Below are 20,328 nucleotides of genomic sequence, written 5' to 3'. Positions count from 1 at the left end.
GTTTGGCTTTGGTTTTGCTGCAATTTTCGTAACGCTTTATCTAGCCCCATCACACACTTAGGAGTTTGCGATGCAACAAGCGATTATTGGTTTTCATTTAGATGAAGAAAATGATTGGGTCGCAGATTTAGCCTGCGGTCATGGGCAGCATGTGCGGCATAATCCGCCTTGGCAAAACCGCCCATGGGTCATTACAGAGCAAGGTCGTCAAGAAAAGCTTGGGGTGATGCTGGAGTGTAAGAAGTGTGAGGAGCAGGCTAAGTAGGATCTTTAGCATACCCAGTTTGTGATCCCAAATAAAAATGCTGGCTTATTGAGTCGACTGATATCATTTTACTTAGCAATAGCCCTGAGAGATGCAATTATGGCGCTCAAGACCTTGTGATGTATTAATCACTGATTTTTCACCAACAACGTTGGCTTAAATTCTATTATTTGGAGAGAATTCCCCGAGCACAATCATAAGAACGAGGGTTACTTATAACTTGCCACCTGTTCAATAGCCAATTCATAAGAGCTTTCAAATTGATATTTCATTGTTTCATCTTGAGTAGAATGAATAAACTCTTCCATTTTTTGTTTATATTCTTCATGCCCTGCCTTATACATTGCGAGTAAATATCCCCACTCACCATATAAATATTCAGGGTCATTTTTAGGAGTGTCATTCAATGTCTGTTGCAATAATAATGCTAATTCCGCATAACATTTTTCATATTCGTTTTGGGGTCTTTTTGCATAATAGCTTAACTCACATTGGGTGAGCAAACGTGCTTCACTAAACACATCTTTTAACATTTTACCATTTAAATCATGAGCTTCTTTATACATAGCTGTAGCTAAGTAAATCTGCATTTGCAACTTTTCTCGCTCATGATCATTCTTAATCTTGCTTATTTCAGGCAAACTATCTTTCATTACTTGATTCGCATGCTCTCTTTCTCTGAAATTCAAATTATGAATCGTATCTTTATATGTTTTTATAATAGTCTGATCTTCTATGGAAAGATTTAATGTAGCATCACTGTCTCTAATGGGCTTAGCTTCAGTATGACGAGTATTATGATCATTAGATGAGCAGGCAGTATTTCCGAATATAAAAAAAACTGCTAAAAAAGTAAGGAAAAACTTCATCTAACTTCTCTTGCTGCGGAGTTTAAAGTAAATGTGTAGGTTGTAAAACTCGGTATTGGTGTAACGGTGCCGCCATTAAACATCAATACATATCCAAGATCTAATTCAACTTTCAATGGTAGTAAATCTGGATCAGGCAAGGCGACATTACAGAAACCTACAGGCTCTTTTCCTCGTTCAGTACTCCAAACCCCGCCATCTGACTTCAATTCTTGTCTTATTAATAATTCAGATTTTCTATTTTTTTCTTTATAGAGTCTTAGAGTCGCATAAGGAATGATTTTATTTGCCTCATGTTTTACCACTGGAGGAAGATAGGAAACCGTTATAAAAAGGTTTTTATCCTTTAAAATATATGTAACGAAAAAATCACATGTTCCTGAAACAATTTGCAGAATAGTTCCTAGTAATCCTTTGTTATCTTCATCGTATGGAGGTATTCCTGTTTTAAATTTCACATAATCGGTTTTATTACACTCAATATAATAGTTTTCATATTGCCTCTTATTTGCAGAATGATTGATTAAGTTCTGTTGAGCATTCACCAACTGATCTTGACTGGCTTGAGGATTAGAAACAACATGGCAACTAGCACTACTGCTATCTCCAACAACGTGTGATTGTTGCGGTTGAATGATAGCACCACAGCTGAGTTTATCACCCACATAAGCAACTGGCTTACCATCAAAGATAATATGGTCATGACTTTTAATCACTGTAGACCAAGATTTGCATTTAGGACAAAAATGTCCATCACCAGCTCTAATAAAAGAATTTCCCATTTGAGAATCTCTTATCTGAGTAGCGAAAATACGACCACCATGAGTTGTTGGTGCATTATGAATAGCAAAACCTTTCATAATCTTAATCCTTATAATTTAATCCAGACTAAGAAAATTCTGAGGCATTTTTGAAGAAATTTGCTGTAGTTTTTCGATAAATAATTCGTGTAAAAAGCCGATCTTGTCATTTTTAAGTTCATATATGTTTTTATTATTTAATAAGTATAACAAACTTTGAGATGAGTAAAAAATCGCAGTATATTTCTCATATTATAATCAAATTTAGTCCAACTGCTTCAGTTAGACTTTATATCATTATTTATCACATCCCATAATGTTATTAAAATAAATAAAAGTGAAAAAGGAAGCTCTCGCTTCCTTCCTCAATAAACTTAAACCCCATACTTCACACGGTACGCTTCCATTTTTGCCAAGGCCTCTTTTTCACCTTTGGCATCTAAATAGTTCATTAAATCTTTCATGGTAATTAGAGCATGCACAGGAATTTCCAGCTCTTTTTGCACTTCCTGAATGGCAGACAAATCGCCCTGACCTTTTTCCTGACGGTCTAAAGCCACCAATACACCTGCAATTTGTGCGCCTGCATTTTTCAAAATAGTGACCACTTCGCGAATAGCTGTACCCGCAGTGATCACATCATCAATAATCCAAACCTTTTTGCCCTCAACCGCAGCACCGACAAGCACACCACCTTCGCCATGATCTTTAGCTTCTTTACGATTAAAGCCCCACGGCACACTCACGCCATGATTCTGAGATAAAGCCACAGCAGTAGCCGCAACAAATGGAATCCCCTTATAGGCAGGCCCGAAAATCACATCTACATTTTTGCATTGCATAAGTTGGTCTGCATAGCCTGAAGCCAATAGCGATAAAGCTTCACCATCATTTAATAGACCTGCGTTAAAAAAATAAGGACTCACACGACCCGATTTTAAAGTAAACTCACCAAATTTAAGCACACCACGTGATAAGGCGAGTTCGATAAAAGCTTGCGGGTTAAATTGAGCTGGCGATGTCATGAGGTGCTCCGAATTAATACATTGAGGTAAGACCTGAGCATGATACCAAAGAGTAGCTATCCGAGTGATCAAAAAATTCTTCGAGTGGTTTCAATTAACGTCAATGGGTTGCGTTCATCGGTAAGCAAGGGCTTACTCGAATGGTTAGAACAATCTGAAGCAGATGTGATTTGCATGCAGGAAAGTCGCATCACCCATGCCCAATGGACCGATAAATTTAAACCTGAAGGCTGGTACACCCATCTTTTCCCTGCAGAGCGTGCTGGCTACGCAGGCACAGCCATTTATAGCCGCTTACCATTTGTATCTGTGCAAAATGGTTTGGGTTTTGAATTGGCAGACTCACAAGGCCGCTTTATCAGTGCCGAGTTCGATGTCGGGCTAGATCATCCAATTTACATCTGTTCACTGTATTTGCCTTCTGGCTCTTCGGGTGAAGAAGCACAAATGCGGAAAGATCACTTTTTAGAAGAGTATCAAAAGATTCTAAAACAGTGGCGTGAAGAAAATAAATCCATCATTGTCTGTGGCGACTACAACATCGTGCATAAACGCATTGATATTAAAAACTGGTCAGGCAACCGAAAATCTTCAGGCTGTTTGCCGCATGAACGTGCATGGTTAGATTATATTTATAATGATTTAGGCTATGTCGATACTTTCCGTGAAGTACGTCAGGAAGCAGAGCTGTATTCTTGGTGGTCCAATCGCGGGCAAGCACGTGCCAAGAACGTAGGTTGGCGGATTGATTATCATGCCTGCTCTCCTGACTGGAAAACACGTACAGTCAATGCGTGGGTATATAAAGAAGAATGGTTTAGCGACCACGCCCCAGTGATTATTGATTATAAAATTTAATCTTCACACAAATTTTACCGCCCAAATGAGTGAACAAGTGTTCACTTAATCGAGGTTCAATTCGCACATAATCTGTCGACTTTGTACATTTAACTTCAGGGCCATTCAGCGCATTATTGCATCACGGCAAAGGGACAGTCAGGACGACACAAAAGGATTGGAAGCCGATGGATGGAAAAAGTAAACTTGATTCAAGTTGCTTTTCAAGGATGTAACAATGGACGTTAAAATGAGACCCGCATAATCAGGATGATTAAATGCGGGTTTTCTCTTTTTATCATCTTATCTTGTGTTTGTTCTTTTCTGCGCTGTTACTATTATTCTTCACTTCATTCTTGTATTTATTTTGACTTGAATCTATTTTTATCAAGTTTTTCATGTTGTTCTGTTTATACGTCACATTTTAGAACCGCCAAGTGTCAATCTCGTGACATCGCTATGACGTATTGATGACAAATACACTTGTCGATATTCATGTTCATGGTGATTTCTAGCGCTTAACGCTGTTTTGGGCTAGGCTATAGCCAGCTTGATGATATTGATGTGAAAAATTATGTTCAAAATTTATGGTATTAAAAACTGTAACTCTATGAAAAAAGCCTTCGATTTACTCAATGAATTAGGGCTAAGTTATGAATTTCATGATTATAAAAAACAAGGAATTGATGCCGAAACCGTCAAAACTTGGTTAGATGCACTTGGGCAAGATATCATCTTAAATAAAAAAGGCACCACATGGCGCAAACTCAGTGAAGCAGAACAGCAAACAGCACTGGCCAGTGAAGCCAGTTTAATAGAGGCACTATGTACTCACACCAGTTTAATTAAACGCCCTGTCTTAAAAACCGAATCGGGTTTTATTGCAGGTTTTGATGAAGCTGCTTATCGTGCTTTAATCTAAGCTCAAAAAATTCCATTAAAAAAACCTGCTTAAATTAAGCAGGTTTTTTTGATTCTTAGTTGCTAAGACTGCCTTAGCGACAGCCTTAAACGACAACTTAGTTTGCGCGAATCCAAGTTTGGTTACGACCTAATGCCGCTACACCAATGAAACCGCGTAATTCAAGTTTCTTACCACCATTGGCAAGTTTACCTTTGAGCTTGTAGGTCTTACCAGTTTGCGGGTCAAGAATTGAACCACCATCGTAGCTTGTGCCACCCGTATTTTTCAGACCGCGAACAATGGTCAAACCTTTCAAAGATTTGTTGTGATACGGACCTTCACATTTTGTACAGGCATTTTCTTCACCAGGTGTTAAAATTGACTGAATACTTGCGGTTAAAGTTCCATTTTTTTGCTCAGTAAATCTTACCGTGGCTTTGGGTTGTTTGGTTTTATCGTCAATTGTTTTCCAAACTGTGCCGTTAAGCGGATCTGCAGCATTGGCTAAAGCGCTTAAACCTAACAGCCCGAATGCAAGTGCAATTTTTTTCATTGTTTTGTTTCCCTGGTCTACTATCAGACAACTTTATTATTAAAAAGTCACAACAAATTTGCAATTTTTGAATGTGACCGTTTAGTGTACCCTTGTAAATTATGTTGGTAAATACACAAATATCCGATCAAATAAAGAACAAAATGGAAAAATCATGAAGATTAACCCCATGTGGAAACAAATTATTACAGAGCGGTTTTTAAAAACCACCATCCGTACGCCTAGTCAGTTAAATTTACCACCCAATTCTTTACGTTTTGCACTTGAGCAAATGTGTCGTTTGTTTCCTATGCAAAAGTCGGTGCAGGTACGCACATTGCGTTTGGCAGGTTTACGTGCCGAAGAATTAAAACCTCAGGATGCTGCTACACAGCTAATTTTTCATATTCATGGCGGGGCTTTTTTTCTAGGTTCTTTAAATACGCATCGGGCATTTTTAAGCCAAGTGGCGGCACGTACTCAAATGCAGGTCATTCATGTCGATTACCCTCTTGCACCTGAGCATCCGTTTCCTAATGCCTTAGAAGCTGTCTTTGATGTTTATCAAAGTCTTTTAACACAAGGTATTCAAGCCAAAGACATTATTTTGTCTGGCGATTCTTGCGGGGCAAATCTGGCTTTGGCACTGGCCTTGAAAATACGGGATGAGCAATTGCCACAAGTCAGCGCCCTGATGCTGCTTTCACCCTTTCTGGATTTAACGCTCACCAGTGAATCCTTACGCTATAACCGCAAGCATGATGCCCTACTCTCGATTGAAACACTGGAAACAGGCATTGATTATTATGTGCCGCCTGAACTGGATCGTGCTGCGCCACAAATTTCACCTTTATTTGATGATTTACATGACTTGCCCCCTGTTTTGGTACAAGTTGGCTCTAAAGAAATTTTGCTGGACGACGCAGCCCGTTTTAAAGAAAAAGCTGAACAAGCAGGGGGAGAAGTACATTACAAACTCTACACAGGCATGTGGCACAATTTTCAAATGTTTTCGCCATGGTTTGATGAAGCCAAGCAAGCTTTGGCAGATTTGGCTGAATTTGCTCATCTGCAAGATCAAAGCTAAATTTGAAATTAAGCTAAAACCGTTGATGACATCATTGCAGCTCTATGCGCGTAAACGGAGTTTTCAATAAAACTGACAATAAAAAAGCTCAGCATCCTTAAGATACTGAGCTTTTTTGTTGGGAAAAATACAGCCTAAATTGCCTGAATTTGTTGCAAGGCCTTAGCAACTGCCTGATCTTTAAATTCAGACATACTCACACCTTCCGCACGAATCACTTGCACATCATTCACGCCTGTAAAATTGAAGATGGTTTTTAGAAAATCTTCCTGAAAATCGGCAGGGCTGTTATCACCATAGACGCCACCACGGCTACTGGCGATATACGCTGTTTTCTCACCCGCCAAGCCCACAGGGCCTTGCTCAGTATATTTAAAAGTTTTGCCTGCCACACTAATGCGGTCAATCCATGCTTTCAAGGTAGAAGTCAAACCAAAGTTATACATGGCAACACCTACGACCACGACATCGGCATCTATATATTGCTGGATAATTTTTTCACCCAAAGCGGCTTGTTCTGCGTCTTGGCCCATTAAAATTTCGGCAGTTAAATGCGGAATCGGTTGCTGTGCCAAATCTAAATAATCGACCTGTGCATGGGCATGTTTCGCAGTCAGTTGTTGCACAATGGCCTGACTCAACTGACGTGAAACCGAATTTTCACCTAAAATACTGGAGTCGATATGTAAAATTTTCATGGCTGCATCTCAATTCTTTATTCATTCAATAACGCTATTTTAATCTTTGCGCTAAATTGAATAATCTGGAGAATTAAGACACTCTGTTTTATTTTTGGAACAAAATTGGCAAGATCGCTGCGCCACAACCCACTTTGATTATGCAATAGCTACTCCAAATTTACACGACTACTCCATTCAGACTTGGCTTTGATAAGGTTCCAAATAATTGACCCACATTGGCTCTTGTAAAGCTGCTTGCATCCAAGCCTGCATAGCGGGATGCTGCATCACCAGTTGCATATACTGCTGACTTTCTGCGCTCACGGGCAAAGCATAAGTCATAAAACGTGTCACCACAGGGGCATAAAAGGCATCGGCAATGCTGAATTCACCACATAAAAAGCCACCTACAGTTGGGCGTGTTGCCCAAATCTGTTCAATGCGAGCCACATCCTGCCTCAAACCTGCATGTTCTTGCCATAATTTTGCGCCAACTTCCGCTAAATTGGCGCGAATATTCATCCCACATAAACTGCGTAAATCTGTAAAACCGCTGTGCATTTCTGCACAAATACTGCGTGCCCAAGCGCGTTGTTGTGCATTACGTGGCCACAGGGCTTGCTCTGGAAATTGCTCAGCCAAATATTCACAAATGGCAAGAGAATCCCAGACCAATAATCCATCATGCAATAAAGCAGGTACTTTACCGTTTGAGTTCACTGCCAGCACCTGCTGTTTAAAATTACCCTGACCACGTTCTGTGGGAAAATTGATCTGAATTTCCTCAAAAGGCAGATGAAATGCTTTTAACACCAGCCACGGACGCAGCGACCAGCTCGAATAATTTTTATTGGCAATATACAGTTGCATCATAATTGTGATTCCTGTGCTGTGTCCAACTGACTGAGCTGTTGCAATAAAGTACGCTCGGTAAATGCACCTGTTAAACGTAAACTGCGAATTTCTTGTTGTTGTGCATCTAAAAACAAGAATGTCGGTGGCCCTAAAATTTCCCATTGATTAAGCAAGGCCTGATGACTTTCATCATAATCACTTAAATCGAGTTTAATCAGATAATACGCTGCCAATGCCTGTTTAACCTCAGCAGCCTTCAATACTTGCTGCTCAATCGGACGACACGCTACACACCAGTCGGCATAAACATCGATCATCACTTGCTGATTTTTAGGGGCTTGAGCCAGTAACTGTTGTAATTCGGCAGCAGTTTTGGCCTGATGCCATTGTAATCCTACTACACTTTTTTGCTGCCAAAAGCGCTGACTGTGTTGATACTGGCTATAAATCAGATAAGGCACAACCAACAATAACGCACTCACATAAAGGGCTCGCAAGCCACCATGATAGCGGCTTAAACGATGCAGCACATAGCCAATAAAACTGAGTCCAAGTGCCAAGCTAAGCCATTGCAGCCATGCTTCACCAATTAAAGGACGGACAAAATATAGTGCTAAAGCCAGCATAATAAAGGCAAACAGCACTTTAATTTGATGCATCCACAAGCCTGCTCGCGGCAATACTTTTGCCCCAAGCACACTGGCCAACAATAACGGCGTACCCATGCCAAAACCGAGTGTAAATAGTAGTAACGCACCCTGTATCTGACTTTGGGTTTGGGAAATAAACAATAATGCCCCTGCTAACGGCGCAGTCATACACGGCCCAACCAACAAGGCAGATAACATGCCCATTAGCGCAGCACCAGCTAAATTACCGCCCTTTTGCATAGATTGCGCCTGATCGAGTCGATTGACCCAAGCACGTGGTAACTTGATTTCAAACAAACCAAATAGGTTTAAAGCAAACAGCACAAATAACAGGCTAAAGGCAATTAAGGTTGCAGGCTGCTGCAACCAACGCTGAAAATTCAAACCTGCTGATGACGCAATTAATCCCAACAGCGCATAGACCATGGCCATACTGCAGACAAAGACCAGTGCAATCATCCATGCTTTGATGCCTTTGTGTTCACGTACCAATAGGGAGGTCAAAATGGGCAACATCGGCAAAGAACACGGGGTAAAAGCCAGCAGCAGCCCCAATCCAAAAAATAATAGCAAACCATAGGCCAACGAGCTTTGTGCCAGTTTTTCAGACCACTGCTGATCTTGTGCCGTTATAGGTTGTGCAGCTTCAGGGCTTGTCTGCAAATCAGTTGGAGAATTGGCAGGTGCAGTTGAAAATCCTTCACGAGTGGAACTACTTTGCCCAGCCCAAATACTTTTTTGTGATGCACTTTGATTTTCTAAAATGACCAAACCTGTGTTATCGGTCTGGAATTCTATGCGCTGCGGTGGATAACAAATCCGATCTTGGGCGCACCCTTGCCAAGTCACTTGATAGTGCTGCGCAGCTTGGGTGGGAATTTTAAAACTCACCTGCCGATAATAAACTTGAGTGTGTCCATAATTTTCATCATAAACATCTTCAGCGGGAGGCAACTCCAAAGCCAGCACTTGCTGCCCATGCTCGACCTTAAATTGATGTCGATACAAATAATACTGTTCAGGCATGTTCCAGCGCAGTTCTGCCTGATGCGAATCTACAGATTCAACACTAAACTGAAAGGCTTTTTCGGGCGGAAGTAATGGCGTTTCTGCCTGCACATTCAAACTGAACAGCAACAGCCAACCCAACAATAAAATACGCACAGCTTTATGCAAATAGTGACTCAGATGATAAGCCACGCCTCGAATCACTGCATTTAACTGTGCTGCACTCGGCTGAAAAAAAGGCAGTGTCATCTTGTTTTAGCTGCCTCCGCATACACTTTGTTGTTATTGAATAAATGCAGCGCGTGAAATCACTGTTTACACGCGCTGCATTTTGAGTTGTTGTTTAAGTGCTGTTCACTTAAAACAGGAACGACATCCCTAAACCTGCACGGTAACTTTTATCTGCACCGTCTAAATCTACACCAACACTGGCATCGAGTTGGGTACGCTCATTCAGTGTATAAATCAGCCCTGAACCCAAACCATATTCATAGTCCTGACTTTCTGCTTTGCGATATACCAACTCAGAAAAACCCGACCATTGATCATTTAAACGATATTGAATATTTGGAATCGCAGTTGCCGCCCAATCACTATTTTGCACCGCATAACGCATGGTGATGCCCGTTTTTAATAGGTCGCTATATTGATAGCTCACCGCTGTGCTTAAACTGTAAATATCGTCATGTTCAGTAAAACCGTCATTGCCTGTGGCAATTAACGCTTCTAACAATACTGCCATCGACAATTTATCGTCATTTAAATCAATTGCTTGTTTTAGGCCAATGCTGACATCGCCCAAACCATCATCTTCAACCGATTGCCCTGCAGTTTTGCTTTGGCTCCACGCAGGACCCTGCCAACCTAGTTGCAACTCTAAGTCCTGCATTAAGCCTGTACGCAACAACATGTCAGCATTTAAGCGTGTGGTTTTCACTGTTTCGCCCAAAGCGTTGTTACTTTCCTGATAACTTGCACTTGGCAAAGCCTGTTCCCAAGCCAATTTTCCTACAGGGGTGATACCTGTGCTCATTCCTGCACCAGGACGATCAAATTCAAACTCGGTTGCTCCAACCTGCATGCTGATCGCTGCTGCCACCAGAATTCCAACTGTTTTTAATGCTGACATATTTTTATCTCTGCGGTTAGGCCAATTCTTTACTCATTTTTGCGCCATGGTGACGCAACAATTCTAAAGTCTGTTGTTCTTCTGGCAAAGCATCAGACCATTGAATTTCATCAAAATCACAATCAAACAATAAATCACTGATTGAAGATAAAATAGTTAAACCATCTTCATCTTTGGTATTTGGATCCACTTTTTCATCTAACAGACGTTGTACGGCAGGTGTACATGCTGCACTAGCAGCATCCCAAAGTGGTCCGTAGACTTCTTCGGCATCCCATAAATGCAAATTCACTTTGGCTTGAATCAAGGCTTCTAAAATATCTAGATGGACTTGTAAATCTTGTTGTTTTTGCTGATCACTTAATGGCTGACCCGCCTCATAAGCTTCACAAATTTTTTCCCACCATTGAAATAAACCGTCAGACCAGACCGAAATGACAGGCCCCTTTTCGGCATCCATAAAATTAGGATCCAAACCCTCTGCCAAAAGGCGTTGCACTTGGGCAAGGTCTAATTCTTCTATTGCTTGCACCAAAACTTGTTGTTGCGCAGTTAACATGCAGAAAACTCTCTTCAATCAATATTCAATTTAAGACTATTATGCCCAATAAAGCGGCATTTGTATGAGATAAATATCAGCAAATCGTGAATTTACATCTGCACAGTTCTATCAGGCATAAAAAAGCCCCGCAATGTTTGCGAGGCCAGAAGTCTGCAGTACTTAAACTGCATGTTTCTTATTCATCAGCATCGACATCTGTATCTACAAATTCAGGGCGTGCACCACGAGGGTTCTCATTTTTCTCAAACGCATGTTCTAGGCTGCGTTTTAAACGGTCAATCGCACCATGAATTGCAGTATCAATGTTGTGACCACGATGATTTACAACCACTGGTTTTAAACCTGCTGGACGGGCTTCAATCATGCAACGGATGTCGTCATCACCGCCTTTTTCCCCATTTTCATCACTAAAATGTACTGAAAAATGGGTAATACGCTCACTGTGGCGTTGGAATTCATTATTCAGTTCTTCACGAACGTAACTAATTAATCGATCACTGTTTTGAATGTTTTTATCGGTACGGATTTCAATATTCATGATTTCATCCTCTTGCGTTCGTTATTTCTGAATCTTGTTGTGCCAAAATCTTACATATAATTTTATACATATACGTTTTAGCGTGTTTATAATGTGCTGTTTTTACAGCATAAAGTACATCTTCAACTTAGTTTGGAATAACTTCCTCCCATTTGAATGATGAACACTTTTAAGTCTGCAGAACCGTGTCCCTATACCTTGAATATCGGGCCTATCTAAAAAATATGCAAGCGATATTTATAGAAAAGCAGCAAAAGAATAACCCTTTTAGGACAAGTTTTCGCTCAGATGTTCAATAAGCAACCAATTTGACTGTTCAAGCCGATGTGATTGGTTTTTCAACACAGAAACTTGATGCTTTTAAGGGGCTTAGCATGGCATGCAAAAAGCTAGACATTATTTTTACCATTGGTTTTAAATCCTGCAAAAAATGCAGCGCTTTTAGAATTGGCAAAAAATACCAAGAAATGACCTGTCAATAATCGAATTTTGCTTTATTTTTGCTTAAGAATCTGTATCCTTGAAACGCTTTTCTTGGGGTCTTATTTTATGAAATTTACACATATTGCTGCGCTATGCGCTCTCTCTACTGCTGCAACTTTTACGCAAGCTGCGCCAGTTTGGCAAGATTTTAGCATTACAGGTTTATATGGTGAGAATTATGCTCATCCTGTTGGCATGGTTGATGATTTAGAGCAAACCACTATTACTGCTGAATATGCTGCGGGATTGAAATACGGTGATTTTTTTGCCTTTGCTGACCGTACCAATAATGATCTAAGTGGTAACGAAACTTATTTTGAAGTTGCACCACGTTTAAGCTTGGGTGCTGTTTCAGGCCAAAAACTGGCAGTCGGCCCAATTAAAGACGTTTTGATTGCAACGACTTGGGAAGGTGGTGAAGGCTTTAACAACTACCTGTACGGTATTGGTTTTGCTTTAGACATCCCATATACCCAATATGCAAACATCAACTTCTATAAAGTAGAAAATGATGGCCAAGAAGATGATTATCAAATGACCATCACTTATGCTATTCCATTTAAACTTGGTTCAGAAGAGTTCTTGGCTGATGCTTTCCTAGACTGGTCTACGGCTGAAAAAAATAATCATGCAAGTGAATTGAACTGGACATCTCAGTACAAATGGAATGTGGGTAAACACATTTCACCTGATACCAAACTATACGTGGGTATTGAACATTCTGTTTGGAACAACAAATACGCCATTAAAGGTTTAGACGAACACAATGTTAGCGCATTAGTCAAATATCACTTCTAAGTCAGCCTGATCGCTATTCAAAAAAGCAAGACTTCGGTCTTGCTTTTTTATTGGCTGTTAAAATTTTCAATTTATATTCAGATATAAAATTAGCACGCGACTCATTTGTACTTCACTCAAAACTCCGCTACATTTACTTTAAATTTCAAATAAAAAGCAATGTGACTTCACATGCAAAAAACTGATTTTATTATTCTGCTATTTTGTGCCATTGCCGCAATTTTACATGGCATGAGTGGTTTTGGCTTTCCCATGCTTAGCACCGCTGCAGTGGCGATGCTGTATCCGCTGAGTACCGCAGTCGCCTTGGTTCTCATTCCCTGTTTACTGTTAAATCTATACATGTTGCGGGGTGACACCAAGCAATCTTTATTGAGCAGTTTATATGGCTACTGCAAAAAATATTGGGGCTTAATTCTCAGTGCGTTAATTGGCAGCTATTTAGGCGTCAGTTTGCTGCTGATTCTAAATGAAGGCTATTTAAAATTTGCGATGGGGACACTGATTCTGCTTTACGTGGCCGATCAGTTTAGAACCCACCCCTTACAAATTTCAGCCTCACTGAAAAATATGCTGATTTTTGGTTTTCTAGCAGGTGTGATTGGTGGTGCGACCAATGCCATGGCACCATTTCTGATGATGTATTTACTCAGCACTCAACACAGCAAAACTGATATTGTAGTAATTAGTAACTTAAATTTTATTATTTCTAAACTCATTCAACTGGCAGTGTTATATCCAGTAATTCAACAATTTAATCACATACAATTACAAGTTTTAGCCTTGATTTGCCTAATTTCTGTGGCAATGGTTTATGTGGGCAGTCAGATTCGTAAAAATATTTCTCAGGCTGTATTTAAGCAGATTGTATTTGCTTTGCTTGGTCTTATGGCTATTTACGCAATTGCTCAAGGATTATCCATCATTTTAAAACAGCCTGCATTGCTGGTATAAATCAATAAAAATGAACATAACAAATGGAAAATTATTTAGATTTTTTTTGGCTTAAACAAATTTTTACACCTATAATTAAGGCTAGCTTAAAAAAAAGTCTATTCAGACTGCTTCGGTCGTTTGCATCGACCAATCTTCCCTCTTTTCTTTTAATTCCTTTTGACGGAGTGAACTTCTATGGAAAATAACCATATAGAAGTGCCAGCCAATATTAAGCGAAAAGAACTGATCAAGACCTGGGTGATTGTTGCAATTGCAGCCCTGCTCTCTTTCGGTTTATACAATGTCTTGCCTTATGATGAAAATGCAAATAAGGGTCTAAGTCTGTTGCTTTTTATTGGTATTTTATGGCTCACCGAAGCGGTACACATTACCATTACAGCACTGTTAGTACCTGTGCTTGCTGTGGCTTTAGGTATGCCACTAGAAAATGCCAGCAAAGAACTTGTACCAATTTCAACCAAGCAAGCATTAGCAACTTTTGCTGACCCTGTCATTTTCTTATTCTTTGGTGGTTTTGCCTTAGCAACTGCGCTGCATATCCAAAAACTGGATCGTAAAATTGCGATGTGGATTATTTCCATGTCGGGCGGTCACTTGGGGATTTCGGTTTTATCTATTTTTGTGGTCACTGCTGCGCTGTCGATGTGGATTTCCAACACCGCGACTGCAGCAATGATGTTACCGCTGGCACTAGGTTTGTTGTCACACCTCGATGCCACCAAAGAGCGTAAAACCTTCGTTTTCATTTTATTGGGGATTGCCTACTCTGCCAGTTTAGGTGGTTTGGGGACTTTGGTCGGCTCTCCGCCAAACGCCATTGCAGCCAAAGCTTTAGACTATGACTTTGCTGACTGGATGAAAATTGGTCTACCAATGGTGCTGATTTTACTGCCAGCCATGTTGGTCAGCTTATATTTGGTATTGCGTCCAAATTTAAACCAGAAAATTCATTTTGAAACTGAAGTGATTCCTTGGACCAAAACCCGTATTGCAACCATGCTTTTATTCGCATGTACTGCAGTGGCATGGATTTTTGGTAAAAAACTTAGCGAAACCTTTGGTATTAGCCAACCCGATACATGGACTGCATTAGCTGCTGCATGTTTGGTGGTCATGCTAGGTACTGCCTCATGGAGGCAAGTGGCTGAAAATACCGATTGGGGCGTGTTATTACTGTTCGGTGGTGGTCTAACCCTCAGTGCAATCTTAAAAGATTCAGGTGCGTCTTTGGTATTGGGTCAAACCCTTGCCAATACCTTTGGTGATACTTCTCCATTGGTGGTCATTTTTGCAGTCACCATCTTCATTATTTTCTTAACCGAATTTACCAGTAACACCGCTTCTGCTGCGTTATTAGTACCTGTATTTGCTGCAATTGCAGACCAAATGGGTATTCCGAAAGAAATTTTAGTGGTGATTATTGGTATTGGTGCATCGTGTGCCTTTATGTTACCTGTTGCAACACCACCAAATGCGATTGTATTTGGTACAGGTCAAATCAAGCAAAGCGAAATGATGAGTGTGGGCATGGTCTTGAACATCATGTGTATATTTATTATTTCGTTATTTGTGTATTGGTTCTTTAGTTAAGTATCAATCAATAAAAATGGGGCATAAAATGCCCCATTTTTTATTCACTTTAGATCAGCTTAAACCGCCAAATCAGCTAAATTACCTTTCTGCTCTAACCATACTTTACGGTCAGCAGAACGTTTTTTTGCCAACAGCTTATCCAGCAAACCAGCAGTGAAATGACTGTCGTCTAAATCCAACTGCACCAAACGGCGTGTATTGGGGTCCATTGTGGTTTCACGCAACTGACTGGCATTCATCTCACCCAAACCTTTAAATCGGGTAATTTGCGGATTTTTGGTCTTGGCTTTTTTCAGGGTGTTTTCCAGCTCATCGTCATCTAACGCATAATGCACATCTTTACCGTCATCAATACGGAATAATGGCGGCATGGCCACATATAAGTGCCCATCTTCCACCAGACTTGGAAAATGCTTCACAAACAGAGCACATAACAAGGTCGCAATATGTAAACCGTCCGAGTCAGCATCGGCCAAAATACAAATTTTGCCATAACGCAATTCAGACAAGTCATCACTACCTGGATCAACCCCAATGGCAATTGCAATATCATGTACTTCCTGCGAGCCTAAAACCTCATCGGAAGAGACTTCCCACGTATTTAAAATTTTCCCACGAATCGGCATGATCGCCTGAAAGTTTTTATCGCGTGCTTGCTTGGCAGAACCACCTGCAGAGTCACCCTCTACAATAAATAGTTCCGATTCTTCACGGGTTTGCCCCACACAATCTGCCAGTTTACCGGGCAAGGCTGGGCCTGAAACAATTTTTTTACGTTCCACTTTTTTAGCCGCTTTTAAACGACGACCTGCTTTGGAAATTGCCATTTCTGCCAGTTGCATGGCAATGTCTGAATTTTGGTTAAGCCACAAGGCAAAAGCATCTTTGGCAATATTTTGCATAATGCTGGCTGCTTCACGGCTAGATAAACGCTCTTTGGTTTGCCCTGAAAACTGCGGTTCTTGAAACTTTAATGATAAAATATAGTTGACCCCGTCCCAGACATCTTCTGCAGACAGTTTCAAATTACGCGGCAATAAATTACGTAACTCACAAAATTCACGTAAAGCATCGGTCACGCCAGAACGCAAACCATTCACATGCGTACCGCCTTGTGCAGTCGGAATCAGGTTAACGTAGCTTTCCTGAATTTGCTCACCGCCTTCTACATTCCAACAAATGGCAAATTCGGCACTGGCACGCTCTGCCTCACCTGTGGCCACAAAAGCAGGTGCAGGCACAATTTCACGATCTTCCAGCTCATCCATCAAATAGTCGACTAGACCATTTTCAAATTGCCAGACAATTTTTTCATCGTTAATTTCATCAAGGTAATGAATTTCTAAACCTGCCGCCAATACTGCTTTAGCTTTTAAATTGTGTTTTAAAGCTTTTAAGGCAAATTTAGGCGAATCAAAATATTTGGCTTCAGGCCAAAAATGCACCAACGTACCCGAAGCACGTTTTGGTGCTTTGCCTTCCAATACTTCTAAAGGCGCAGCAGCTTCACCCTGATCAAATGCCATTTTATACAGGTTACCCTGACGCTGTACGGTCACTTCTACACGGCTAGATAAGGCATTGACCACGGAAATACCAACGCCGTGCAAACCACCAGAGAACTGATAGTTATCGGTACTGAATTTACCGCCTGCATGCAGTTTGGTCAGAATAATTTCAATCCCGCTTTGTCCGTATTCAGGGTGAATATCGACAGGCATGCCACGGCCATTGTCTTCTACTGACAATGAGCCATCTTTATAGACTTTTACCGTAATTTTATTGGCATGTCCCGCAAGCGCTTCGTCCACCGCATTATCAATGACTTCTTGCGCCAAATGGTTTGGACGTGTGGTGTCGGTATACATGCCCGGACGACGACGTACTGGATCTAAACCAGATAAAACTTCAAGAGATTGAGCGGTATATTGAGACACGTTGTACTGTTTCCTTAAGCTAGGGAATCCGATAAAAATTGCAGTAACATCGGAATTTTGTCTGCAAAATCATCCATGGCATGGTTGCCGTGCGCTTCGGTCATCATCATGGCCGAAGGCGAAGCAGTACTATAATAACGCTGCGCTTCACGATAATCCAAAACTTCATCGCCTTGTTGCAATAACACCAATATTTTGTCTGCATCTTGTGCAACTGGCAACGCAATGTCTGCTAAGTCATCCAATTGCTGTGCAGTTAAATGCCAGTTTGGGTGTACGGTGTAAGGCAATACATCGCCAAACAAGTCTTGAAACAACTGCCATGGTCGCATAGCAGGATTGATCACAACAGCAGGCACATGATGCTGTGCGACCAATTGTGTCGCATAAAAACCACCCAAACTGCTGCCCACCAATGCCACATTGGGCAAGCTTTGAATCAATGCCGACAGTTGTGCCAAAACCTCTAAAGGCGGCGCATTTAAATCGGGCAAATGCATCTGAACATTTGGGCGATGCTGCTGCACATAGGCATACAATAACTGCCCTTTCATGGACAAAGGGCTACTTTGAAAACCATGTAAATAAATCAAATTCATTGTTGCTATGCCCTTATTTTTTTATCTCTATCTCGTGAAATTTAGCCACTTTTGATGTGTTTTTAATTTAATTTTCATGGAAAAATGCAATTGTTAGACAAAAAGACGCATGCATCTTGGCAGTCATCGGTATTTTAAAAGCAGATCGAAATAAACACGATAAAATGAAAGCGTACAAGTTTATACCGCGAACTCAAGTAAAAATAAAGCGTTCGGTATATGGGAACACAAGGGGCAACACAGTATGCCAAGTTTAACACCACTGCATGAAACCTATTGTAGATGGGACCGTACACCTCCAAGTCAGGCCGATATTTTAGAAGGCTTGGCACAACTGGTCAGCACACGTCTGAATGCTGTCATGACCGATGTCATTCAAACCATCCAGCGTGAAGTCCTGCTTAGCGTGTTTGGCATGAGCGAACAACGCTCCAAAAAATTCCAGAAAACACCCACATTTCAAAAGCTGTATAAATTCGCCTTTAATAGTTTGCAACAATACGGCTACCACTTTGTTGCACCTGGCTTACGCCATATTAATGCACAATTCCCAAATTTACATGACAAAGCCCTAACCCCCAGCCTGCACTTTTTAGTCGGTGTACTCAATGGGGTGTTGGGAGATTATTTACTCGAGCAGCAAAATCCGCTCGCGTTGCCTATGGTGCTATACGATCATTATGGTGCAGTTCAACAAGGCGATTTGTCTGGGCGTATTGTGATTTTTGCGCATGGTTTGTGTCGTAACCATTTAGATTGGACATCACATCAAATGGGTGGTTTTGGTGAAAAACTACTGGCGCAACGTGATCACAACACCATGCTGTATCTGAACTACAATACAGGACGCAGAATTTCAGCCAATGGGCGTAGTCTCGCCAATACACTGGAAGACTTAATTCAGCGTCATCCTCAAATTACCAGTATTGATTTAATTGGCCACAGCATGGGCGGCTTGGTGTCACGCAGTGCGCTGTTTTACGGCAAACAAAATATGCATGGCTGGATTCATTTGGTGGAAAATCTGGTATGTCTAGGTTCACCGCACCACGGGGCAGTACTGGAGCGTTTTGGGTTCCATTTGCAAGATAAATTAGGCCGCTTCCCGATTGTGAAAATTGTCGGGCATTTGGTCAATATCCGCAGTAACGGTATTTTAGATTTGCGGCATGGCAGTGTGCGTGATGATGACTGGGAACATAATCAGGCACGGATTGGACAGGTCGATGACAATCGTAAACCTGCGCCCTTACCGACCCATATCAACACCTACTTTGTTGCAGGCAGTATTGAGCGTGAGAAAAAACAAAAGCTGAACCGCAAAGTGATTGGCGATTATCTGGTTAGCGTGAAAAGTGCTTTGGGCGAACATCCCAACCCACGTTTTGAATTGAAATTGCCCGAATCACATAAAGCGGTGTTTTATGGTTTAAACCATTTTCAGTTGCCTTATCACCCAAGTGTGGCCGAGCAATTGGTGAAGTGGTTTTATCCACCACAAGAAGATGTACCTGAACAGCAAATCCATGAATTTATTGGTGATTGGTCAAGTTTAGAAGGCATTGCCCTGACTTAAAATTTAAGACTCACCAACTAAAAATATAAAAAAAGCGCCATCTCAGTTTTGTAGATGGCGCTTTTTTAAATCCAATACCAGATAGACTGAACTTATTTTTTCTTAATTTTGCCAAATGAAGCAGGCGCAACAAAAGGATAGTTACGCAGTAATTGCCATAAACTGACCAAGGCCAACACACTAAAAAACAGCAATGACCATACTGGTAAAGACTGCCCCAAGAACGTCCAGTCAATTACCGCACATTCACCTGAACCCGACAGCACTTGCTGCAACACCGACTTCATTGGCAAAGCCTCAACCAAGTAATCCAGTCCCGGACCGCAGCTTGGAACTTGATCAGGTGGTAGGTTTTGCAACCAAACATGCCGTGCTGCCACACCCACTGACCATAAAATGCCAATACTGCCCAACAAGGCATATATGCGTTTGACCACATTGGAGCGTGGGTTATGCACAAAGGCAATCAACGACATTACACCCAAGGCAATTAAACCAACACGCTGAAACACACACAATGGACACGGTGCCAAACCTTGCACATGCTCCAAATACAATGCAAATGCCATCCCCACGACACTGGCTAAAAATAAAAAACCACTTAGCAGACGATAACTAATTTGCATGCTCGAGCCTCGGAATGA

General features: G+C 41.1%; 22 protein-coding genes. 9 read left to right on the top strand and 13 right to left on the bottom strand.

Going from position 1 to position 20,328, the window contains the following annotated elements:
• Window positions 1-70 precede the first annotated feature (70 nt).
• Window positions 71-265: a DUF3565 domain-containing protein gene (locus tag HHA42_RS02320; RefSeq protein ID WP_168525317.1), complete on the top strand. Its 195-nt coding sequence runs from the start codon at window positions 71-73 to the stop codon at window positions 263-265.
• Window positions 266-474: 209 nt separating this feature from the next.
• On the opposite strand, the gene HHA42_RS02315 is transcribed toward HHA42_RS02320, so the two are convergent.
• The 3 genes from HHA42_RS02315 to pyrE form a co-directional block, all read right to left on the bottom strand.
• On the bottom strand, window positions 475-1,134 hold the full coding sequence (locus tag HHA42_RS02315) for a hypothetical protein (protein ID WP_168525315.1): 660 nt from the start codon (window positions 1,132-1,134) through the stop codon (window positions 475-477).
• Window positions 1,131-1,994, bottom strand: a complete 864-nt coding sequence (locus HHA42_RS13465) for a PAAR domain-containing protein (protein ID WP_194559173.1) — start codon at window positions 1,992-1,994, stop codon at window positions 1,131-1,133. The genes HHA42_RS02315 and HHA42_RS13465 overlap by 4 nt, the downstream gene beginning before the upstream one ends.
• A 314-nt stretch (window positions 1,995-2,308) precedes the next feature.
• Window positions 2,309-2,959 (bottom strand): orotate phosphoribosyltransferase, encoded by a 651-nt coding sequence (gene pyrE / locus HHA42_RS02305; RefSeq protein ID WP_168417691.1) that lies wholly within the window; start codon window positions 2,957-2,959, stop codon window positions 2,309-2,311.
• 39 nt (window positions 2,960-2,998) lie between these two features.
• On the opposite strand from pyrE, the gene HHA42_RS02300 reads away from it, so the two are divergent.
• Complete coding sequence (locus tag HHA42_RS02300; RefSeq protein WP_168525313.1) at window positions 2,999-3,817, top strand: exodeoxyribonuclease III; 819 nt, start codon at window positions 2,999-3,001, stop codon at window positions 3,815-3,817.
• Window positions 3,818-4,370: 553 nt separating this feature from the next.
• On the top strand, window positions 4,371-4,718 hold the full coding sequence (locus HHA42_RS02295) for a Spx/MgsR family RNA polymerase-binding regulatory protein (RefSeq protein WP_168417689.1): 348 nt from the start codon (window positions 4,371-4,373) through the stop codon (window positions 4,716-4,718).
• Window positions 4,719-4,815: 97 nt separating this feature from the next.
• Here HHA42_RS02295 and HHA42_RS02290 read toward each other — a convergent pair whose 3' ends face one another.
• Window positions 4,816-5,253: a DUF2147 domain-containing protein gene (locus HHA42_RS02290; protein WP_168417688.1), complete on the bottom strand. Its 438-nt coding sequence runs from the start codon at window positions 5,251-5,253 to the stop codon at window positions 4,816-4,818.
• Between the two features lie 154 nt (window positions 5,254-5,407).
• Between HHA42_RS02290 and HHA42_RS02285 the strand changes: the two genes are divergently transcribed.
• Complete coding sequence (locus tag HHA42_RS02285) at window positions 5,408-6,319, top strand: alpha/beta hydrolase (protein ID WP_168460500.1); 912 nt, start codon at window positions 5,408-5,410, stop codon at window positions 6,317-6,319.
• A gap of 134 nt (window positions 6,320-6,453) precedes the next feature.
• On the opposite strand, the gene HHA42_RS02280 is transcribed toward HHA42_RS02285, so the two are convergent.
• The 6 genes from HHA42_RS02280 to HHA42_RS02255 all read right to left on the bottom strand — a co-directional run bounded on the left by HHA42_RS02280 (window position 6,454) and on the right by HHA42_RS02255 (window position 11,741).
• Complete coding sequence (locus tag HHA42_RS02280; protein WP_168525311.1) at window positions 6,454-7,017, bottom strand: NAD(P)H-dependent oxidoreductase; 564 nt, start codon at window positions 7,015-7,017, stop codon at window positions 6,454-6,456.
• A gap of 177 nt (window positions 7,018-7,194) precedes the next feature.
• On the bottom strand, window positions 7,195-7,872 hold the full coding sequence (locus HHA42_RS02275; RefSeq protein ID WP_168417685.1) for a glutathione S-transferase family protein: 678 nt from the start codon (window positions 7,870-7,872) through the stop codon (window positions 7,195-7,197).
• Window positions 7,869-9,761: a protein-disulfide reductase DsbD gene (gene dsbD, locus HHA42_RS02270; protein WP_168525309.1), complete on the bottom strand. Its 1,893-nt coding sequence runs from the start codon at window positions 9,759-9,761 to the stop codon at window positions 7,869-7,871. Before dsbD ends, HHA42_RS02275 begins: the two co-directional genes overlap by 4 nt.
• Before the next feature lie 109 nt (window positions 9,762-9,870).
• Window positions 9,871-10,641: a transporter gene (locus tag HHA42_RS02265; protein WP_168417683.1), complete on the bottom strand. Its 771-nt coding sequence runs from the start codon at window positions 10,639-10,641 to the stop codon at window positions 9,871-9,873.
• A gap of 16 nt (window positions 10,642-10,657) precedes the next feature.
• A complete protein-coding gene (locus HHA42_RS02260) occupies window positions 10,658-11,200 on the bottom strand; it encodes an ankyrin repeat domain-containing protein (RefSeq protein WP_168525307.1) in 543 nt (180 codons plus the stop codon).
• Between the two features lie 178 nt (window positions 11,201-11,378).
• Window positions 11,379-11,741 (bottom strand): HPF/RaiA family ribosome-associated protein, encoded by a 363-nt coding sequence (locus HHA42_RS02255; RefSeq protein WP_168417681.1) that lies wholly within the window; start codon window positions 11,739-11,741, stop codon window positions 11,379-11,381.
• A gap of 308 nt (window positions 11,742-12,049) precedes the next feature.
• On the opposite strand from HHA42_RS02255, the gene HHA42_RS02250 reads away from it, so the two are divergent.
• The 4 genes from HHA42_RS02250 to HHA42_RS02235 all read left to right on the top strand — a co-directional run bounded on the left by HHA42_RS02250 (window position 12,050) and on the right by HHA42_RS02235 (window position 15,569).
• Window positions 12,050-12,223, top strand: a complete 174-nt coding sequence (locus tag HHA42_RS02250) for a hypothetical protein (RefSeq protein ID WP_168417680.1) — start codon at window positions 12,050-12,052, stop codon at window positions 12,221-12,223.
• Between the two features lie 67 nt (window positions 12,224-12,290).
• Window positions 12,291-13,022 (top strand): outer membrane protein OmpK, encoded by a 732-nt coding sequence (locus tag HHA42_RS02245; RefSeq protein ID WP_136144365.1) that lies wholly within the window; start codon window positions 12,291-12,293, stop codon window positions 13,020-13,022.
• A gap of 171 nt (window positions 13,023-13,193) precedes the next feature.
• On the top strand, window positions 13,194-13,976 hold the full coding sequence (locus HHA42_RS02240; protein ID WP_168525305.1) for a sulfite exporter TauE/SafE family protein: 783 nt from the start codon (window positions 13,194-13,196) through the stop codon (window positions 13,974-13,976).
• Window positions 13,977-14,153: 177 nt separating this feature from the next.
• Window positions 14,154-15,569, top strand: a complete 1,416-nt coding sequence (locus HHA42_RS02235) for a DASS family sodium-coupled anion symporter (RefSeq protein WP_168525303.1) — start codon at window positions 14,154-14,156, stop codon at window positions 15,567-15,569.
• A 59-nt stretch (window positions 15,570-15,628) separates the two neighbouring features.
• On the opposite strand, the gene parE is transcribed toward HHA42_RS02235, so the two are convergent.
• Together parE and HHA42_RS02225 are read right to left on the bottom strand one after the other, a co-directional pair.
• Entirely contained in the window at window positions 15,629-17,509 is a 1,881-nt protein-coding gene (gene parE, locus HHA42_RS02230) for a DNA topoisomerase IV subunit B (RefSeq protein WP_168417676.1), read from the bottom strand.
• Between the two features lie 14 nt (window positions 17,510-17,523).
• Window positions 17,524-18,108, bottom strand: coding sequence for a YqiA/YcfP family alpha/beta fold hydrolase (locus HHA42_RS02225; RefSeq protein WP_168525301.1), 585 nt, complete (start codon window positions 18,106-18,108; stop codon window positions 17,524-17,526).
• 244 nt (window positions 18,109-18,352) lie between these two features.
• Between HHA42_RS02225 and HHA42_RS02220 the strand changes: the two genes are divergently transcribed.
• A complete protein-coding gene (locus tag HHA42_RS02220) occupies window positions 18,353-19,684 on the top strand; it encodes an alpha/beta fold hydrolase (protein ID WP_168525298.1) in 1,332 nt (443 codons plus the stop codon).
• Window positions 19,685-19,776: 92 nt separating this feature from the next.
• On the opposite strand, the gene HHA42_RS02215 is transcribed toward HHA42_RS02220, so the two are convergent.
• Window positions 19,777-20,310: a disulfide bond formation protein B gene (locus tag HHA42_RS02215; protein WP_104852736.1), complete on the bottom strand. Its 534-nt coding sequence runs from the start codon at window positions 20,308-20,310 to the stop codon at window positions 19,777-19,779.
• Window positions 20,311-20,328: the final 18 nt, after the last annotated feature.

The organism is Acinetobacter sp. A3 (genome assembly GCF_012371415.1).
GTDB lineage: Bacteria > Pseudomonadota > Gammaproteobacteria > Pseudomonadales > Moraxellaceae > Acinetobacter.
The sequence above is the reverse complement of the archived record's forward strand: the minus strand, read 5'-3'. Positions and strand labels throughout refer to the sequence as shown.

Bases quoted from the DNA above. Each gene is read 5' to 3' on its own strand.
- HHA42_RS13465 (WP_194559173.1), bottom strand. From the start codon at position 1,994: ATGAAAGGTTTTGCTATTCATAATGCACCAACAACTCATGGTGGTCGT.
- HHA42_RS02255 (WP_168417681.1), bottom strand. From the start codon at position 11,741: ATGAATATTGAAATCCGTACCGATAAAAACATTCAAAACAGTGATCGA.
- HHA42_RS02315 (WP_168525315.1), bottom strand. From the start codon at position 1,134: ATGAAGTTTTTCCTTACTTTTTTAGCAGTTTTTTTTATATTCGGAAAT.
- HHA42_RS02220 (WP_168525298.1), top strand. From the start codon at position 18,353: ATGCCAAGTTTAACACCACTGCATGAAACCTATTGTAGATGGGACCGT.
- HHA42_RS02300 (WP_168525313.1), top strand. From the start codon at position 2,999: ATGATACCAAAGAGTAGCTATCCGAGTGATCAAAAAATTCTTCGAGTG.
- dsbD (WP_168525309.1), bottom strand. From the start codon at position 9,761: ATGACACTGCCTTTTTTTCAGCCGAGTGCAGCACAGTTAAATGCAGTG.
- pyrE (WP_168417691.1), bottom strand. From the start codon at position 2,959: ATGACATCGCCAGCTCAATTTAACCCGCAAGCTTTTATCGAACTCGCC.
- HHA42_RS02290 (WP_168417688.1), bottom strand. From the start codon at position 5,253: ATGAAAAAAATTGCACTTGCATTCGGGCTGTTAGGTTTAAGCGCTTTA.
- HHA42_RS02260 (WP_168525307.1), bottom strand. From the start codon at position 11,200: ATGTTAACTGCGCAACAACAAGTTTTGGTGCAAGCAATAGAAGAATTA.
- HHA42_RS02295 (WP_168417689.1), top strand. From the start codon at position 4,371: ATGTTCAAAATTTATGGTATTAAAAACTGTAACTCTATGAAAAAAGCC.
- HHA42_RS02235 (WP_168525303.1), top strand. From the start codon at position 14,154: ATGGAAAATAACCATATAGAAGTGCCAGCCAATATTAAGCGAAAAGAA.
- HHA42_RS02280 (WP_168525311.1), bottom strand. From the start codon at position 7,017: ATGAAAATTTTACATATCGACTCCAGTATTTTAGGTGAAAATTCGGTT.
- HHA42_RS02225 (WP_168525301.1), bottom strand. From the start codon at position 18,108: ATGAATTTGATTTATTTACATGGTTTTCAAAGTAGCCCTTTGTCCATG.
- HHA42_RS02275 (WP_168417685.1), bottom strand. From the start codon at position 7,872: ATGATGCAACTGTATATTGCCAATAAAAATTATTCGAGCTGGTCGCTG.
- HHA42_RS02240 (WP_168525305.1), top strand. From the start codon at position 13,194: ATGCAAAAAACTGATTTTATTATTCTGCTATTTTGTGCCATTGCCGCA.
- HHA42_RS02285 (WP_168460500.1), top strand. From the start codon at position 5,408: ATGAAGATTAACCCCATGTGGAAACAAATTATTACAGAGCGGTTTTTA.
- HHA42_RS02215 (WP_104852736.1), bottom strand. From the start codon at position 20,310: ATGCAAATTAGTTATCGTCTGCTAAGTGGTTTTTTATTTTTAGCCAGT.
- HHA42_RS02320 (WP_168525317.1), top strand. From the start codon at position 71: ATGCAACAAGCGATTATTGGTTTTCATTTAGATGAAGAAAATGATTGG.
- HHA42_RS02265 (WP_168417683.1), bottom strand. From the start codon at position 10,641: ATGTCAGCATTAAAAACAGTTGGAATTCTGGTGGCAGCAGCGATCAGC.
- HHA42_RS02245 (WP_136144365.1), top strand. From the start codon at position 12,291: ATGAAATTTACACATATTGCTGCGCTATGCGCTCTCTCTACTGCTGCA.